Source organism: Pseudoduganella lurida (assembly GCF_007830455.1).
In the GTDB taxonomy this organism is placed as follows: domain Bacteria; phylum Pseudomonadota; class Gammaproteobacteria; order Burkholderiales; family Burkholderiaceae_D; genus Rugamonas; species Rugamonas lurida.
Map to the genome: position 1 here is coordinate 141,501 of NZ_VLLB01000010.1, position 16,743 is coordinate 158,243.

15 protein-coding genes are annotated in these 16,743 nt (G+C 66.9%); 6 read left to right on the plus strand and 9 right to left on the minus strand.

Annotated elements, in window-relative coordinates; genetic code table 11:
* Positions 1-100 precede the first annotated feature (100 nt).
* On the minus strand, positions 101-739 hold the full coding sequence (locus IP91_RS22400; RefSeq protein WP_145652139.1) for a LysE family transporter: 639 nt from the start codon (positions 737-739) through the stop codon (positions 101-103).
* A 110-nt stretch (positions 740-849) separates the two neighbouring features.
* Here IP91_RS22400 and IP91_RS22405 point away from each other — a divergent pair, with 110 nt between their 5' ends.
* The 4 genes from IP91_RS22405 (at position 850) to hemN (ending at position 5,545) form a co-directional block, all read left to right on the plus strand.
* Positions 850-1,794, plus strand: coding sequence for a DUF808 domain-containing protein (locus tag IP91_RS22405; protein WP_145652141.1), 945 nt, complete (start codon positions 850-852; stop codon positions 1,792-1,794).
* A gap of 62 nt (positions 1,795-1,856) precedes the next feature.
* The gene (yiaA, locus tag IP91_RS22410) at positions 1,857-2,270 is read left to right on the plus strand and encodes an inner membrane protein YiaA (RefSeq protein WP_145652142.1); all 414 of its coding nucleotides are present in this window, start codon (positions 1,857-1,859) and stop codon (positions 2,268-2,270) included.
* Positions 2,271-2,472: 202 nt separating this feature from the next.
* Positions 2,473-4,098, plus strand: a complete 1,626-nt coding sequence (locus IP91_RS22415) for a methyl-accepting chemotaxis protein (RefSeq protein ID WP_145652144.1) — start codon at positions 2,473-2,475, stop codon at positions 4,096-4,098.
* A 31-nt stretch (positions 4,099-4,129) separates the two neighbouring features.
* The gene (gene hemN, locus IP91_RS22420; RefSeq protein WP_145652146.1) at positions 4,130-5,545 is read left to right on the plus strand and encodes an oxygen-independent coproporphyrinogen III oxidase; all 1,416 of its coding nucleotides are present in this window, start codon (positions 4,130-4,132) and stop codon (positions 5,543-5,545) included.
* 16 nt (positions 5,546-5,561) lie between these two features.
* Here hemN and fnr read toward each other — a convergent pair whose 3' ends face one another.
* On the minus strand, positions 5,562-6,317 hold the full coding sequence (gene fnr / locus IP91_RS22425) for a fumarate/nitrate reduction transcriptional regulator Fnr (RefSeq protein ID WP_145652148.1): 756 nt from the start codon (positions 6,315-6,317) through the stop codon (positions 5,562-5,564).
* Between the two features lie 142 nt (positions 6,318-6,459).
* Between fnr and IP91_RS22430 the strand changes: the two genes are divergently transcribed.
* Entirely contained in the window at positions 6,460-9,564 is a 3,105-nt protein-coding gene (locus tag IP91_RS22430; protein ID WP_145652150.1) for a HAMP domain-containing sensor histidine kinase, read from the plus strand.
* A 45-nt stretch (positions 9,565-9,609) separates the two neighbouring features.
* Here IP91_RS22430 and IP91_RS22435 read toward each other — a convergent pair whose 3' ends face one another.
* Entirely contained in the window at positions 9,610-10,497 is an 888-nt protein-coding gene (locus IP91_RS22435; protein WP_145652152.1) for a LysR family transcriptional regulator, read from the minus strand.
* 99 nt (positions 10,498-10,596) lie between these two features.
* On the opposite strand from IP91_RS22435, the gene IP91_RS22440 reads away from it, so the two are divergent.
* On the plus strand, positions 10,597-11,511 hold the full coding sequence (locus IP91_RS22440; RefSeq protein WP_145652154.1) for a DMT family transporter: 915 nt from the start codon (positions 10,597-10,599) through the stop codon (positions 11,509-11,511).
* A gap of 9 nt (positions 11,512-11,520) precedes the next feature.
* Here the strand turns inward: IP91_RS22440 and IP91_RS22445 are convergent, their stop codons facing one another.
* The 6 genes from IP91_RS22445 to IP91_RS22470 all read right to left on the minus strand — a co-directional run bounded on the left by IP91_RS22445 (position 11,521) and on the right by IP91_RS22470 (position 16,739).
* Complete coding sequence (locus IP91_RS22445) at positions 11,521-12,498, minus strand: SRPBCC family protein (protein ID WP_145652156.1); 978 nt, start codon at positions 12,496-12,498, stop codon at positions 11,521-11,523.
* On the minus strand, positions 12,485-12,838 hold the full coding sequence (locus IP91_RS22450) for an ArsR/SmtB family transcription factor (RefSeq protein WP_145652158.1): 354 nt from the start codon (positions 12,836-12,838) through the stop codon (positions 12,485-12,487). Before IP91_RS22450 ends, IP91_RS22445 begins: the two co-directional genes overlap by 14 nt.
* Before the next feature lie 81 nt (positions 12,839-12,919).
* On the minus strand, positions 12,920-13,414 hold the full coding sequence (locus IP91_RS22455) for an energy transducer TonB (RefSeq protein ID WP_158643188.1): 495 nt from the start codon (positions 13,412-13,414) through the stop codon (positions 12,920-12,922).
* A gap of 113 nt (positions 13,415-13,527) precedes the next feature.
* On the minus strand, positions 13,528-15,021 hold the full coding sequence (locus IP91_RS22460) for a tryptophan halogenase family protein (RefSeq protein ID WP_145652162.1): 1,494 nt from the start codon (positions 15,019-15,021) through the stop codon (positions 13,528-13,530).
* A 10-nt stretch (positions 15,022-15,031) separates the two neighbouring features.
* Positions 15,032-16,033, minus strand: coding sequence for a cupin-like domain-containing protein (locus IP91_RS22465; RefSeq protein ID WP_145652164.1), 1,002 nt, complete (start codon positions 16,031-16,033; stop codon positions 15,032-15,034).
* Positions 16,017-16,739: a SapC family protein gene (locus IP91_RS22470; protein WP_145652166.1), complete on the minus strand. Its 723-nt coding sequence runs from the start codon at positions 16,737-16,739 to the stop codon at positions 16,017-16,019. The genes IP91_RS22465 and IP91_RS22470 overlap by 17 nt, the downstream gene beginning before the upstream one ends.
* Positions 16,740-16,743 lie beyond the last annotated feature (4 nt).

The window sequence follows — 16,743 nt, forward strand, 5'->3', positions numbered from 1 at the left end:
TGTCTCCGGTTAGTTATGGGTAGTTAACGTCGGAAACAGTTCAGGGAAGACCGCCGTTACAAAGTTTTGCGTTTATGCGGACAAGACAAATATCAGGCGTTCAATTGTGGCCACGTTTCACGAAAAACAGCGCCGTGCCCACGGCCATCAGCAGGCCGCCGAAAATCCGGTTCTGCAGGCGCATCGCCCGCACATCGCGGAAATACCCCTGCATCGTCGAGGCCAGGAAGGCATAGCCATGCATGACGGTCATGTCGATCGCCACCATCGTGGCGGCCAGGATCAGCAGCTGCGGCAGCACCGGCTCGCTTTGCGTGATGAACTGCGGCAGCACCGCCACCATGAAGATGATGCCTTTCGGATTGGTCGCATTGGTCAGGAAACCGGTCAGCACGCGCCGTTTCACGGAGGGCAGCGCGGCACGCGTGGCCACGTCCACCTCGGTGCCTTCCTTCACCCTGGCGCGCCACTGTGCCAGGCCCAGGTAGATCAGGTAGAGGGCACCCACCGTCTTGACGATGTTGAACGCCAGCTCCGAGGCCAGCAGCAGCGAGCCCACGCCGGCGCCGGCGATGAACAGCACCATCAGCAGGCCCAGCTGCAATCCCATCACCGTGGCACTGGCCTTTTTCACGCCATACGACAGCCCGTGCGACATCGACAGAACGGCGCCCGAGCCCGGCGACAGCGCGATGATCACGGCGGAAATGGCAAAACCGAGCCAGGTAGCGAAATGCATGACGATTCCTGCGTAGAAGTGACGGAAAGAAGCCCATTGTAGCGCGCGGGCATTCGGGGGTGGCTGGGGTAAGATTGTCACATTGATCATTACTCATAAGGAACAATCCAATGGCCGGAACCAGCCTGCTAGCCCTGATCGACGATATCGCGTCCATCCTCGACGACGTGGCCGCCATGAGCAAGGTGGCTGCCAAGAAAACCGCCGGCGTGCTGGGCGACGACCTGGCGCTGAATGCGCAGCAGGTGTCCGGCGTACAGGCCGACCGCGAACTGCCCGTCGTGTGGGCCGTGTGCGTGGGCTCGCTGAAGAACAAGGCGATCCTCGTGCCGGCCGCGCTCCTGATCAGCGCGTTCGTGCCCTGGGCGATCACGCCGCTGCTGATGCTGGGCGGCGCTTATCTCTGCTACGAAGGCTTCGAAAAGCTGGCCCACAAATTCCTGCACAGCAAGGAGGAAGACGCGGCCCACCACGCCGAACTGGCCGCCGCCGTGGCCAATCCCCAGGTGGACCTGCCGGCCATGGAAAAGGAAAAGATCAAGGGTGCCGTGCGCACCGACTTCATCCTCTCCGCCGAGATCATCGTCATCGCGCTGGGCACGGTGGCCGAAGCGCCGTTCGCGCAGCAGGTGGCCGTGCTGGTCGGCGTGGCGATCCTGATGACGGTCGGCGTGTACGGCCTCGTCGCCGGCATCGTCAAGCTCGATGACGCCGGCCTGTACCTCACCAGGCGTCCCGGCAGCGGCGCCGGCACGCGCGCCGTCGGCCGACTGCTGCTGGCCGCCGCGCCCAAGCTGATGAAGCTGCTGGCCGTGCTGGGCACGGTGGCCATGTTCATGGTGGGCGGCAGCATCATCGTGCACGGCGCGCCCTTCCTGCACCACACGATCGAGCACGCCGCCGCGTCGGCCGCCACCATCGGCGGCATCGGCCCCTTGCTGGCCGCGATCACCTCGCATGTGGCCGATATCGTCGTGGGCGTGGTAACGGGTGCGGTAGTACTGCTCGTTGTCAGCGTGGTCAGCCGTGTGCTGCGCGGACGCAAGCGTCAATAAGAAAACTTCTGGTCTGATCCACGGGCGGCAACCGTCCGTCTTCACACTTTCAGGGAGATCACATGGTCAATCAACGTCCTACTTCCGCCTTCATCGGCGCCTCGTGGCTCGCGCTGCTGGTCGGCATCGGTGCCTACCTGCTGGGCCTGTGGAACGCCACCATGCAACTGAACGAAAAGGGGTATTACCTCACGCTGCTGCTGTATGGCCTGTTCGCGGCCGTGTCGCTGCAGAAGTCCGTGCGCGACCGGATGGAAAACGTGCGTGTCACGTCGATGTACTTCGGCCTGTGCTGGATTTCCGTGCTGATCGCCCTCGCGCTGCTGGGCATCGGCCTGGTGAACGCCACGCTCACGCTCAGCGAAAAAGGTTTCTACGCGATGTCGTACACGCTGAGCCTGTTCGCCGCCGTGGCGGTGCAGAAGAATGTGCGCGACAGCCTGCCGACGGATGACAGGGTGGGCGAAACCACCTGACACACTGTCGCCTCCTTGCCACGGCCGCCTTCGGGCGGCCGTTTGCGTTTCCGGAAAGCGTTTCAAAGCCTGATCCTGTTCCGGGTATTTTGATCTAAATCAAAGTTTTGGTGGGTTGGCCTCCCTACACTGACTTTGCGCCATTGCTGCGCAGAAATATAAAAGACAACAATACAAGTAGTCCAGGCTTAGGAGTAACACCATGCGCAAGAACCTGCCGGTAACGAACCGCGAGATCACCCTCGACGATGACCAGGCCATCGTCTCGAAAACGGACCTCGACGGCAATATCGTCTACGTCAACCCCTACTTCGTCGATGTCAGCGGCTTTGCCGAGGACGAGCTGCTCGGCGCGCCGCAGAACATCGTGCGCCATCCGGACATGCCGGCCGAGGCGTTTGCCGACCTGTGGGCATCGCTGCGCGCCGGCACGCCGTGGACCGGCATCGTCAAGAACCGCTGCAGGAACGGCGACCACTATTGGGTAAAAGCCAACGTCACGCCGATCCGCGAACAGGGCCGCACGACCGGCTACATGTCGGTGCGCACGAAGGCCACGCGCGAGCAGATCGCCGAAGCCACGGCCGCCTACGCCGCCCTGCGTGCCGGCAGCAGGGACGTCGAGATCCGCAACGGCCAGCTGGTGCGCCGCGGCCTGCGGCACCTGGTGGCGCGGCTGTCGCACGTGTCGCTGGCGATGCGCATCTGGCTGTCGACCAGCATCGTCAACGTGCTGCTGGTGATCGTCTGCTTCGCCAGCCTGGTGGAGGGTGACGGCAGCGGTGCAGCGCGCTACGGCATCTTCGCCGCCACCTTCATCGGCCTGCTGATCAACGTGTTCCTGTGGTACACGCTGCGCACCGGCGTGCTGCAGCCGCTGGCCCGGGCGCTGCAGGGTGCACGCGCGATCGCGGCTGGCGACCTTTCCACCACCTTCGATGCGCACGGCACGGACGAAGTGGGCCAGCTGCTGCGCGCGCTGCAGCAGATGAACAGCAACCTGATCGCCACGATCCGCGACGTGCGCGTGAATGTCGAGACGATGGCCGTGGCCACGCGCCAGATCGCCGCCGGCAACAGCGACCTGTCCGGCCGCACCGAGGCGCAGGCCGCCAGCCTGGAACAGACGGCGGCCTCGGTCGACGAGTTCTCCTCCACCGTGAAAGCCAATGCGGACAACTCGCAGCAGGCCAACGAGCTGGCCGTCGCGGCCTCCGGCGTGGCCGAGGAAGGCGGTACCATCGTCGCCGAAGTGATCGCCACGATGGACGAGATCAACAGCTCGTCGAAGCGCATCGTGGACATCATCGGCCTGATCGAAGGCATCGCCTTCCAGACCAATATCCTGGCGCTGAACGCCGCCGTGGAAGCGGCCCGCGCCGGTGAACAGGGCCGCGGCTTCGCCGTCGTGGCGGGCGAGGTGCGCAACCTGGCGCAGCGCTCGTCGCTGGCCGCCAAGGACATCAAGGAGCTGATCGAAGTCTCGGTCGGCAAGGTCAGCGCCGGCATGGAACGTGCGCACCGCGCCGGCGCCACGATGGAGCAGGTGGTCAGCTCGGTGAGGCAGGTGACCAGCATCATGCAGGAGATCTCGATCGCCTCGCGCGAGCAGAGCCTGGGCGTCGACCAGGTCAACCAGGCCATCGCGCACATGGACGAAGTGACGCAGCAGAACGCCGCGCTGGTGGAGGAAGCCGCCGCCGCAGCCAACAGCCTGGCCGAGGAAGCGCATGGCCTCACGCAGGCCGTCAGCCTGTTCAAGTTCGGCCGGAGCAAGGCGGAGCGCCACGGCCGCGCCCAGCCCGACACCAGGCGCCTGGCCGCCTGAAACGAAGCAAACGAAGCCAACGAAGGCAACCATGAACACCCCGTCCGTGCAATTCGATGCGGCGGTCATCGACAGGCTGTCGATGTCCGGCCCCCGCTACACCTCCTACCCCACGGCCGACCGCTTCACGCCGGGCTTCGGCTACGGCAGCTTCCTGGAAGCGCTGGCCGGCCTCACGCTGCGGGGCAACCGCCGCCCGCTGTCGCTGTACCTGCACGTGCCGTTCTGCGACCGCCTGTGCTATTACTGCGCCTGCAACAAGATCATCACCAAGGACCGCAGCAAGGCCGCGACTTACCTCGGCTACCTGAAGCAGGAAACGGCGATGCAGGGCAAGCTGTTCGCCGGCATGAACCGCGTCGAGCAGCTGCACTTCGGCGGCGGCACGCCCACCTATTTTTCGGACCGGCAGATGGATGAACTGATGGCGCACCTGCGCCGCCATTTCGACTTCGCGTCCGACACGGAAGGCGAATACGCGATCGAGATCGATCCCCGCACGGTCGATGCGGCGCGTATCCGCACGCTGCGCGCGCAGGGCTTCAACCGCGTCAGCCTGGGCGTGCAGGATTTCGATCCGGACGTGCAGCGGGCCGTCAACCGCATCCAGCCGCCCGGGGAAACGCTGGCCATCATGGCGGCCGCGCGCGAGGCCGGCTTCAGCTCGGTCAGCATCGACCTGATCTACGGCCTGCCGAAGCAGACATTGGCCACGATGGAGCGCACGCTGGCGCAGGTGATCGAGGCCAGCCCGGACCGCATCGCGCTGTACAACTACGCGCACATGCCGCACCTGTTCAAGCCGCAGCGGCGCATCCTCGACGCGGACCTGCCGGCGCTGGCGGTGAAGCTGGACATGCTGGCCCTGTGCATCCGCCGCCTCACCGATGCGGGCTACATCTACATCGGCATGGATCATTTCGCGAAACCGGACGATGACCTGGCCGTGGCGCAGCGCCAGGGGCGCCTGCACCGCAACTTCCAGGGTTATTCCACGCATGCGGAGATGGACCTCGTGGCCTGCGGCGTGTCGGCCATCAGCGCCGTCAACGGCACCTACAGCCAGAACGAGAAAACGCTGGACGAGTACTACGCCCGGCTCGATGCCGGCAAGCTGCCGATCGCGCGCGGCTATTGTCTCGACAACGACGACCTGCTGCGCCGCCTGGTGATCCAGCGGCTGATGTGCAATTTCGAGCTGTCGCTCGTGTCGGTATCGCAGCGCATGGCGGTACCGTTCGGCGAATACTTCGCGCCGGAACTACGCGAGCTGGAAGGGTTCGTGACCGATGGCCTGGTGACGATCGAGGACGACTGGATCGCCGTCACGCCGAAGGGCCGCCTGCTGATCCGCAATATCTGCATGGTGTTCGACCGGCACCTGCGGCAGGCGCGCCTTGCACAAGCGGCGCAGCCGCAGCCGCTTCGCTATTCGCGCACGATCTGAAGCAGGCGCATAACGCTCAGGCGCAGGTCTCCGTGCCGGCCGTGATGGCCTTGAGCCGCGGCAGGTCGAGCACCTCGATCTCGCGGTTCGACACGCGCAGCAGGGCCGCCTTCTTGAACTTGTTGAGGAGGCGGCTGATGCTTTCGATCGTCAGGCCCAGGTAGTTGCCGATGTCCTCGCGCGACATGCGCAGCTGGAAGGCCGTGCCCGAATAACCGCGGGCCTCGTAGCGCGCCGCCAGGTTGACGAGGAAGGCGGCGAAGCGCTGCGTGGCCTGCATGTTCCCCAGCAGGAGCATCACGCTCTGCTCGCGGGTGATCTCCTGGCTCATCATGCGGTGGAAGTGCCGCAGCAGGGTGGGCATGTCGCCCAGCAGCTGTTCCAGGCTGGCGAACGGGATCTCGCACACCTCGCTGTCTTCCAGTGCCATCGCGCTGCAGTAATGCTTGTCCGTGCTGATCGCGTCCATGCCCAGCAGTTCGCCGCCCATCTGGAAACCCGTCACCTGCTCGGTGCCGTTGGCATCGATCTGGTAGGTCTTGAAGTGGCCGAGGCGGATCGCGTACAGCGTCGTGAACGGATCGCCGATGCGGAACAGGTTCTCGCCCTTGGCCAGCTTGCGGCGGCGGCCGATGATGCGGTCCAGCTTGTCCATGTCGCCCACGTCCAGCCCCATCGGCAGGCACAGCTGGTGCATGCTGCAGGTGGAACAGCGCGCCTTCAGCGCCTCGAGGGTGGTGCCCGGCAGGGTCAGGGGTGGCAGCTCATGCATCGTCGAAAACGGTCGCGGTAGGAATGACCGCTAGTGTACTGCACCGCGCATCCTCGTTTGCAACGTGCTCTCCCGCACAGTGCGTCATACTCGGGGGAGGCATAGTAAACGGCAAAACCGGTAACTCCGTTCGGGAGGCAGCGTGGCACCACTGGGTATCAAGGCGAAAGTGGCATTGGCAACGACCGTCACGTCGATCGTGATGATCGCGCTCGTCACCATGCTGCAGGCCGAGCGCATGCAGGAGGATTTCTCGCGCGTGCTGTATGCCCAGCAGGATGCGCTGGTGAGCCGTACCGCGCTGGAGCTGGACGACAAGCTGACGATGCTGCGCGATATCGTGGGCGAGTCGGCACGCTGGCAGCCCGCCGACATCTGCAACGACCCGCCCGCGCTGCGCGGCTATTACGACAACCGCGCCGTGCTGCGGCTGTTCGACGACCTGCTCATCATCAGCAAGGACGGCATGATCGTCGCGGACGTGCCCGCGCTGCCGGGCCGGCCCAATGTGTCGGTGGCGGACCGGCACTACTTCAAGGCCGTGATGGCGCAAAAGGCGCCCATCATCGCCAGCCCCGTGGTCGGCCGCAACAGCGGCAAGCCGGTGGTGCAGATGGCCGCGCCCGTGCTGGGCGAGGACGGCGACGTGCAGTGCATCCTGGTGGGCGTGCTGCGCCTGTACCGCGACAACCTGCTGGGCCACCTGCGCACGGCGAAGGTGGGCCGCACGGGCATGTACTACATCGTCACGCGCGGCACGCCAGCTGCCCCGCCGATCTACGTGCTGCATCCGGATGCCGCCATGATCCTGCAGCCCTACCGGCCGGCGGCCGGTGGCGCCAGCGGCAGCACGCTCAGCACGGACGGCAAGGGCGAAGTATCGCTCGTCAGCGCGAAACCCCTGCAGGCGGTGCCGTGGACCCTGGTGGCTTCGCTGCCCGTCGCCGAAGCCTTCGAGGCGCGCGAGAATTTGCTGCTGCGGCTGGCCTTGCTGGGGCTGCTGGCAGCCTTGCTGGCGGCCTGCATCATCACATGGATCACGCTGCGGCTGATGTCGCCCGTGGTGCGGCTGCACGATGCGATCGGCGCGCTGCGCCGCGCACCGCACGAGCACTTCACGCCGCTGCCCGTGACGGCGCGCGACGAGATCGGCGCCCTGACGGCGGCCTTCAATGACCTGATGCGCGAACGCACCACGTCCGACCGGCGCACCGGCGAACTGCTGCACGAACTCGAGGCGCGCGCCACCGAGCTGGAACGGGAGCGCGACCGCGCCGAAGCGGCCAACCGGGCGAAAAGCGATTTCGTGGCCAACATGAGCCACGAGATCCGCACGCCCATGAACGGCGTGCTGGGCATGGCGCACCTGATGCAGAACACGCCGCTCACCGCCCAGCAGCGCAAGTACCTGGCGATGATCCGCACGGCCGGCGATTCGCTGATGGGCATCCTGAACGACGTGCTGGACTTCTCGAAGATCGAGGCGCAGCGCATGGAACTCTCGCCCATCGAGTTCGACCTGGACGAGTCGATGAGCACCCTGGCGACGACGATGACGATGAACGCCGGCGACAAGGAGCTGGAACTGGCCATCGTCGTCGAGCCGGACGTGCCGCGCCTGCTGCGCGGCGATGCGCTGCGGCTGCAGCAGATCCTCGTCAACCTGGCCGGCAATGCCATCAAGTTCACCGAGCAGGGCGAAGTGGTGGTGCACGTGAGCCGCGTGCGGGACGATGGCCACAGTGCCACGCTGTGCTTCCAGGTGCGCGACACGGGCATGGGCATGAACCGCGAGCAGCTGGCGCACCTGTTCCAGGCCTTTACCCAGGGCGACGAAAGCATCACGCGCCGCTTCGGCGGCACCGGCCTGGGGCTGGCCATCACGCGCCGCCTGATCGAACTGATGGGCGGCGCGGTGCATGTCGACAGCACGCCCGGCCAGGGCAGCCGCTTCTGGTTCGAGCTGCCCTTCGGTCTGGTACCCCAACCGGCCGGGCTGCGCAAGCCGGCGGCCGGTGCCCTGACGGTGCTGGTGGCCGACGACAACGGCACCAGCCGCGCGCTGATCGCGCAGCTGATCCGCGCCTGGGGCTGGGAGGCGCACCTGGCCGACACGGGCGAGGCGGCGCTGGTCCTGTTCGACCAGCGGCTGCGTGCCGGCATGCCGTATGGGGTGGTGCTGGCGGACTGGCACATGAAGACGCCGGATGGCCAGGCGCTGGCCAGCGCGCTGCGGCGCGCCGAGGATGGCCACCACCAGCCCGTGGTCGTGATGATCAATGCCTTCGCGCGCGAGCAGCTGGAAACCATCTCGAAGAGCGCGGAAGCCGATGCGGTGCTGGTCAAGCCCATCACCAGCTCCACGCTGTTCGACGCGCTGCACCTGGCGCTGGCCACGAAGGCCGGCGGCGACGAAGGCGCGCAGCAGGCCCAGGAACACCTGCACCGCCTGCAGGGCGTGCACTTCCTGCTGGTGGAGGACAACGCGCTGAACCAGGTGGTGGCACGCGGCATCCTGGAGCATGCCGGCGCGACGCTGGACGTGGCGGCCGACGGCCAGCAGGCCCTCGATGTGCTGCGCGTGGATGCGGAACGCTACGACATCGTGCTGATGGACATGCAGATGCCCGTGCTGGACGGCTTCTCGGCCACCGCCGCGATCCGCCGCGAGCTGCAACTGACCTTGCCGGTGATCGCCATGACGGCCGGCGTGCTGGCCTCGGAGCGGGACCGCTGCGTGCAGGCCGGCATCTCCGACTTCATCGCCAAGCCGGTCGTCGTGGACGAGATGATGGCGGTGATCGAGCGCCACCTGCCGGCACGGCGCCGCGGCGTCCCGGAAGCCGCGGTGCCATCGCCGGCACCGGCGGACGAACCCGTGTTCGGCATGGACAGCCTGGCGCGCGTGATGGGCCGCGACCCGAAGGGCCGCGCGCTGATGCGCAAGATGGTGGAAGGCGCGCTGGCCGGCGGCATGGCGCCGGTGGACGATGCCGATGCGGCGCTGCTGGCCGGCGATCCCGCCGCGGCCGGGCGCATCTTCCATGCGATGCGCGGCGCGCTCGGCGTGCTGGGCGCGAAACGCCTGATCCGCGCCACCGTGGATGCCGAGATGGCCATCGAGGAACGCACGCCGCAGGAATTGCCGCCCTACTTCGCCGCCGTGCGCGCGGAGCTGGCGCTGGTGCTGGAAGCGGGCCGCGCGTGGCTGACGCAGGCTGCCGAGGACGCCGACCGGAACGCGTGACCGATCCGCCCTGCTAGTCCACCTTCCTGCTAGTCCACCTTCCTGCTAGGCTATCTTCTTCGCCGCCACCCGCGCGATCCCGGCAAACGCCTGCACGGCCGGCGATGCCTGCGCCAGGCTGCGCAGGATCAGGCCCACGCGGCGCCGCGCCATCGGCCGCAGCGGCCGCGCCACGATGTGCGGGTGGGTCTGCGCCATGGCGTGGGGCAGCGACAGCTCGGGCAGCACGGTGATGCCGTCGCCGTTGTCCACCAGGGCCAGCACGGTCAGCATCTGCGACATGCGGTAGCGCACCTGCGGCCCCAGCCCGGCATTGGCGAACAGGGGCTCGATCAGCGCCGAACAGCCCTGCTCCGGCATGATGAAGGGCTCGCTTGCCAGCTCGTCCAGCGTGACGGATTTCTTGGCCGCCAGCGGATGGTCGCTCTTGAGCAGCGCCACCAGCTGGTCCTCCACCAGCGGCACGGTGTCGAAGCGCTCGTCCGGCAGCACCGCAAACCCCACGTCGACACGCCGGTCCGCCACCCACTGCAGCACGGCCGCATCGGGCCCCTCGTCGATCTGCACCTCGATGCCGGGATAGCGGGACCGGTATGCCTGCAGGATCGCCGGCAGCAGCTTCAGCGACGACGTGGGGCCGAACGAGCCGATGCGGATCAGCCCCTGGTTCAGGCCGCGCGCCACGGCGGCATCCTGGCGCATCGCCTCAGCCAGCCCCAGGATCTCGCGGGCGCGCAGCAGCAGGCGGCGGCCCAGCTCGGTGACTTCGATGCCGGACGGCTGGCGCTCGATCAGCTGGCCATCGAGCTCCCCCTCCAGCGAGCGGATCGCATGCGACACGGCGGACTGGCTGATCCCGAGGCGCAGCGCCGCGGCCGTGAAGCCGCGCAGGTCGGCCACCATCACGAAAATGTCCAGCTGGGTAAAGGTCATGCGGTCACGGCTTTCCGGTCCATGAGCTTTCGCTCATTTGACCATGAGTTGGGATAAGCAATACTGTATGACCTTCTCCATCCCGGCGGCAAGCAGAAAATGACCAACCATCCCGCATCCCCGACATTCGTATCCCTGAAACTCGTGTACCTGAAGCTGGTGTGCGTGACCGTGTTCTGGGGCGGCACGTTCATCGCCGGCCGCATCGTCGCGCATGCACTGCCACCCATGATCGCGGCGGCACTGCGGTTCGCCGTGGCGGTATCCCTGCTGCTGCTGGTGGCCTGGAAAAAGGAAGGCGGCCTGCCTCGCCTCACGGGCCGGCAGGTGGCCGCCACCGCCGCGCTGGGACTGACCGGCATCTTCCTGTACAACCTGTGCTTCTTCGGCGCGCTGGGCACAATGCCGGCCGGCCGTGCCGCACTGTTCATCGCGCTCAACCCCATCGTGACCGCGCTGGCCGCGGCGGCGCTGCTGCGCGAACGCCTGCAGGCGCTGAAGTGGGCCGGTATCGCGCTGGCCTTCGTTGGGGCCGCCATCGTCATCACGCGTGGCGAGCCGGTGGGGGCGCTGCACGATATCGGCCAGTCGCTCGGCAAGGGGGAAGTGATGATGCTGTGCGCGATCAGCAGCTGGGCGGCCTACACGCTGATCGGGCGTGCCGCCCTGAAGGGCCTGACGCCGGTGGCGGCCACCACGTATGCGGCGGCCTGGGGGCTGCTGTTCCTCGTGATCGGCGCGGCGCGCGACGTCGGCAGCGTGGCATGGAACGCGCTGGGCTGGCAGGTATGGGCCGGGCTGGCCTACCTGGGCGCGTTCGGCACCGTGCTCGGCTTCGTCTGGTACTACGAAGGCGTGAAGGCCATCGGTGCTTCCCGCACGGCCGTGTTCAACAACCTGGTGCCCGTGTTCGGCATCGGCCTCGCCGCCCTGCTGCTGGGCGAGCCGGTGCTGGCGTCGATGGTGGCCGGCGGCGTGCTGGTGGCGGCCGGCGTGATGCTCACCAACCGCTGAGCCGACCGGTTACGGCCGGGCTTCCGCCCCGGCCAGGAACGCGGCCAGCTTGTCGATCGTCTGGTTGCCCAGTTCCTCGGCACCGAATTTCTTCACCGCGGCCAGGGTCTCGGCGCTGGCGAACACGGTATGCATCGTCAGCAGCGTGGCGCCGTTGCCGGCATCCTCGAACGTCACGCGCACGGCGAAGCCGGGATCGCCGTCCGCGCCGCTGCCGTGCCGGTAGACGAGCCGCTCGGGACGCACCACTTCGCTGTATTCGATCAGGTTCGGCCAGAGCTTGCCGTCCGGCCCCGTCATCTCGAAGCGCCAGCTGCCGCCAGGGCGTGCCTCCATGCTGTCGATCGCCACGCTGTAGCCGCGCGGGCCCCACCATTTGCCGACCTGCGCCGGGTCCGTGAACGCGTCGAACACCAGCTCGCGGGGCGCCTGCAAGGTGCGTGTGAGGACGATCTCGCGGTCCGTCGTGTCGCTGGAAGCCATCGTCTGCAGGTACGCCTCGTACACGTCGTACATGCCGCCGAAGCCCGCTTCCATCGACGCGTGGCCCGCCAGGAACACGGCGAACTCGGCCTCGCTGGCATCGATGGGCACCGAGTGCAGTGTCATCACCGTGCCGCCGTCGCCCTCCTCCAGCGTGATCGTATTGAGCACTTCCAGCGGCCACATGGGCAGCAGCGGGTAGCGGATGCGGTTGCCCTCCTCGTCCGCGAAGCCGTTGACGAAGACGATGCGTTCCGGGCGGTCCAGCTCGCGGAAATCGAAGCGCCCCCACACGGCCATGTCGGCGCCGCCTTCGCGGGGCCGCATGCAGTAGTGGAGGATGCCGCCGGGCCGCGCCTCGGCCTGCGCCACCGTCACCGTGCATTCCTTCGGGCCCCACCAGTGCCGCAGGTGCGCGGGATCCGTCATCGTGTCGTACACCAGGTCGCGCGGCGCGTCGAACACGCGGCGGATGACCAGTGCTGCATCGTCAGCGTTTGGCATGGCTCTTCTCCTTGGTTTGCAGATCGGTGAGGTAATCGTCGAGACGGTCGAGGCGCCCTTCCCACTGCTGGCGGTACTGCTCGATCCAGCCGTTTGCCTCGCGCAGCGGCTGCGCCTCCAGGCGGCAGGGCCGCCACTGCGCCTGCCGGCCGCGCGACACGAGGCCGGCGCGCTCCAGCACTTTCAGGTGTTTCGTGATGGCGGGCAGGCTCATGTCGAACGGCTCGGCCAGTTCCGAGACGGCCGCGTCGCCCTGCGCCAGCCTAGTAAGGATCGCGCGCCGCGTGGGGTCGGCAAGTGCCGCGAAGGTGAGGCTGAGGTGTTCGTCGTGGAGGCTCATGGGACGGTGAAGCCATATTTAACCGATTGGTTAAATATAGGAGGATGAGCGGCGCGTGTCAAGCACCCGGCGGCATTGCGGTCAGTGCACCAGCCGGAACGTGAAACGGAACGGGAACTCCTGCGCGCAGGGGATGCCGTGGCAGCGCGCCGGCTTGTACTGCTCCAGCATCAGCACATTGGCAGCGACACGCACGAACTGCTCATCCGGCGAGCTGTATACCTTGACCTCGGTGGCGCGGCCGTCCGGCCCCACCATCACGCCCAGGTCCAGCATGCCCTCTGCCTGCAGCTTCTCCTGGGCCGCTCCCAGGTTGCGCATCAGGCGCTTGTAGCCTTTGGCAGGGAATGGCGGCTCGTCGTCCGGCCCCATCGAGACATACATGCTGCGCACCCGCGCCTTGTCCTTCTCGGAGAGCTGTTCCCAGGTCTTGTCGAACGGCAGGCTGGAGAAGCCCGCATCCCGCTTCAGCAGCGTGCCGGTACGGGCTTCTTCCGCCTTCATCCGGTATTCGTCCGCCTGCACGGACGATGCACACAGGGCCAGCAAGGCAGTAACGGCAACAAGGGATCGCACGGGAGCTCCACAGGAAAAAACGCAGTTATAGCGCATTTCATCCTGTCAGAAACTCACCGTTTGTCACAGCGTGGCAATTATCACCATCATCACCATCACCATCATCACCCTCGTCACCAGCCCGTGCCGGCGCAGTACTGCTCCACGTAGCGCTGGTGCGACGGCAGCTGCGCCACCGTGCGCTCGATCGAGCCGCGGATGCCGTCGAGGAAGTGGGCCAGTTCCGCGTCGCCCATCAGGTCCGCCGACTGGTGGTGCGAGGCGGGATGGATGCCCTGCCCCAGCATCACCTGGATCCACGAGTTCTCCGCGAACAGTTCGTTCGGGATGCGGAACACGCGGCCGGTGGCGCGGAACAGGTCGATGCGGTGCTGCAGCGAGGCCGGCACGGTCATCTCGGCCGCATCGCGCCAGTACGGCGTGTCGCGCCGGTTGGTCACCTTGTAGTGCAGGATGATGAAGTCGCGGATGTGCGCGATCTCCGTGTTGGCCTGCGTGTTGAATTCGTCGATGTCGGCCTGGCTGATGCCGTCCTGCGGGAACAGCTGCAGCAGCCGCACGATGCTGCGCTGGATCAGGTGGATGCTGGTCGATTCGATCGGTTCCAGGAAGCCGCTGGCCAGGCCGACGGCCACGCAGTTGCGCTTCCACGTTTCCTTGCGCTGGCCGGGCTGGAAGCGGATCACGCGCGGCGTCATCAGCGGCTCGCCGGCCACGGCGGCCAGCAGCGTGCGCTGCGACGTTTCATCGTCCGTGTAGCGGCTCGAATAGACCAGGCCATTGCCCACGCGGTGCTGCAGCGGGATCTGCCACTGCCAGCCGGCGTCGCGTGCGATGGCCCGCGTGTACGGCACGGCCTCGCGCACGGAGGTGGTCTGCACCGCCAGCGCGCTGTCGTTGAACAGCCAGTGCGACCAGTCCTCGTACTCCACGCCCAGCGCACCGCCGATCAGCAGCGCGCGGAAGCCCGTGCAGTCGATGAACAGGTCGCCCTCGATCTCGGCGCCCGAGTCCAGCCGCAGCGCGCGGATGTCGCCGTCCGGATCCATGCGCACTTCGGCGATCTTGCCTTCGACGCGCCTGGCACCGAACCGCTCGCTGAACTTGCGCAGGTATTTCGCATAGCGGCTCGCATCCATGTGGTAGGCGTAGTTCATGCCGCCCTTCGGCAGGTGCGCGAAGCGGTTCTGCAGGCTCGCCTTCAGTTCCAGGCAGTAGTCGCCGTAGTCGGTGGCCAGCCCGCGCTCGCGGCCCTTGTGCCAGAAGTGCTGGAAGCCGGCCGTCCAGTGGTCCGTGCCGGAGGTGCCGAACGAGTGGATATAGTCCTCGTTCACGTCGCGCCAGTTCTCGAAGCTGATGCCCAGCTTGAAGGTGGCCATCGTCTCGGCCATGAATTCCTGCTCGTTGATCTCCAGCAGGTGGTGGAAATTCTGCAGCGACGGAATGGTGGCCTCGCCCACGCCCACGGTGCCGATTTCGTCGGACTCGACGAGGGTGATGTCGAGCAGGCGGCCCAGCGATTTGGACAGGCCGGCCGCGACCATCCAGCCGGCCGTGCCGCCGCCGGCGATCACTACCCGGCGCACTGGCTTGTTCTTGTTTTCCATGTTGTCTCCTTCAGCGGTTCATTCTTTTCAGAAGCTGGGCACGCATGGCGCGCGTGCCGTCTTCGTCCATCGGTGCCAGCGAACGGCGCGCCGCCGGCGGGATATGAGCGGACGTATCCTCGTCCGTCTCGAACACGTAATGGCGGAACAGCTCGCGCCACGCGGCACGCTGCGCCGGCGGCAGGTCGCGCACCGTCATGATCGCGTGCATCAGCGCCGTGGTGGGCGTGTCCATGTAGTCGGGCGACTGGCGCCACCAGTAATTGACCAGCACGTTGAACGGTTCCAGCGCTTCCACGTGGTGCCACCACATGCTGGGGATGAACAGCGCGTCGCCCGCTTCCATCTCGGCCACCTGCGCGTGTTCCAGCGCCTCGGCAAATTTCGGGAAGCGTTCGAAGTCCGGCGCATGCAGGTCGACGAGGCTGATCGGCTGGCCGGCCGGCGTCAGGTCGAGCGGGCCCACGTACAGGTTCTTCAGCTGCTCGGGCGGGAACAGCGTGAAGCGGCGCCGGCCCGCCGCCACGCAGGCCAGGTTGTCCGGCAGGTCGTAGTGCGCGGCGATGCGCGTGCGGTTGCCGATCCAGATCGAGGCCAGCGCATCGCGGCCCTGCAGGTCCACGTCGTTCTCGTCGCGGAAACCGGGCAGGCAGGTGTCGATCGTCGTCGAGCCCACGTAGATGGCCGGCGGGACGGGATTGGCGTAGTGGCCGGCCAGCTCCTCCAGCACGGCGTCGAGCCGCGCATGCACGGGCCGGAAGTTGAATCCGGACAGGTCGCCGTTGTAGAAGAAGCGCCCGCCGATGTCCGGGCCGCCCAGCAGCGCAGTGACCGTTGTATCGCGGTAGAAGCGGCGCAGGTAGGCGCTGGCCGCTTCCTTCGACTCGCGCGCGGCGCGCACCACGGGCCAGTGGTTCACCAGCCCGCGCAGCAGCAGCGGCTGGGTGGACGTGAGGATGCGCGCGTTCAGGTCGCGCGGCGTGAGGCCGCGCAGTTCAGCGATGGGTAGCATCGGCGTGCTTCGCCTGGCGGTTCTTGCGGTCGATCAGCCGGCGGAACTGCGACAGCGACGCCAGCGCCATGTAGATCGGCTGCAGGTAGCCGGCCTGGTGCAGCGCTTCCAGCGCGGCACTGCCCAACGCCGCCAGGCGCTCCTCGTGGATCGTGTAGAAGCCGGCCAGGCGGTTCTGCGAGCCGTCATCGAGCTCGATGTCGAACACGAACGATTCGAGCAGCTCGTGCTGCAGCAGCGCGGCGACCAGGCCCGTGTTGTCCTGCAGGCCCTGGTGGATGGTGAACAGCACCGAGTTGATGCGCTGCAGGTAGTCGCTGATGCCGCCGTGCGGCAGGAAGGCCGGCTCGCCTTCGGTGCGGGACACGCGCGGGTTGTCGAGGTCCACGTGCACCAGCAGTTCGTCGCCATTCCGGCCGATCAGGAACGGCTGGCGTTCCACCAGCAGCGGGATCTCGGGCGCGTCCCAGCCCTCTTCCGTCAGGAACAGGTTCTCGCCCTGCTGGAAGCCGAACAGCGCGACCGGTTCGAACGTGGTGCCCTCGTCGCTCTTGCGGAACACGATCGGATAGTGCGCCTGCAGCGTGCGGAATTCGGCCGGGAAGGTGGCGACGAACATGATGTCGTCGCCCAGGCCGGCGCCGTGGCGCGTGATGACCTTCAGGTCCTTGTGCTGGACGTTGTCGAGTAGTACGTGGTTGGGCATGGTG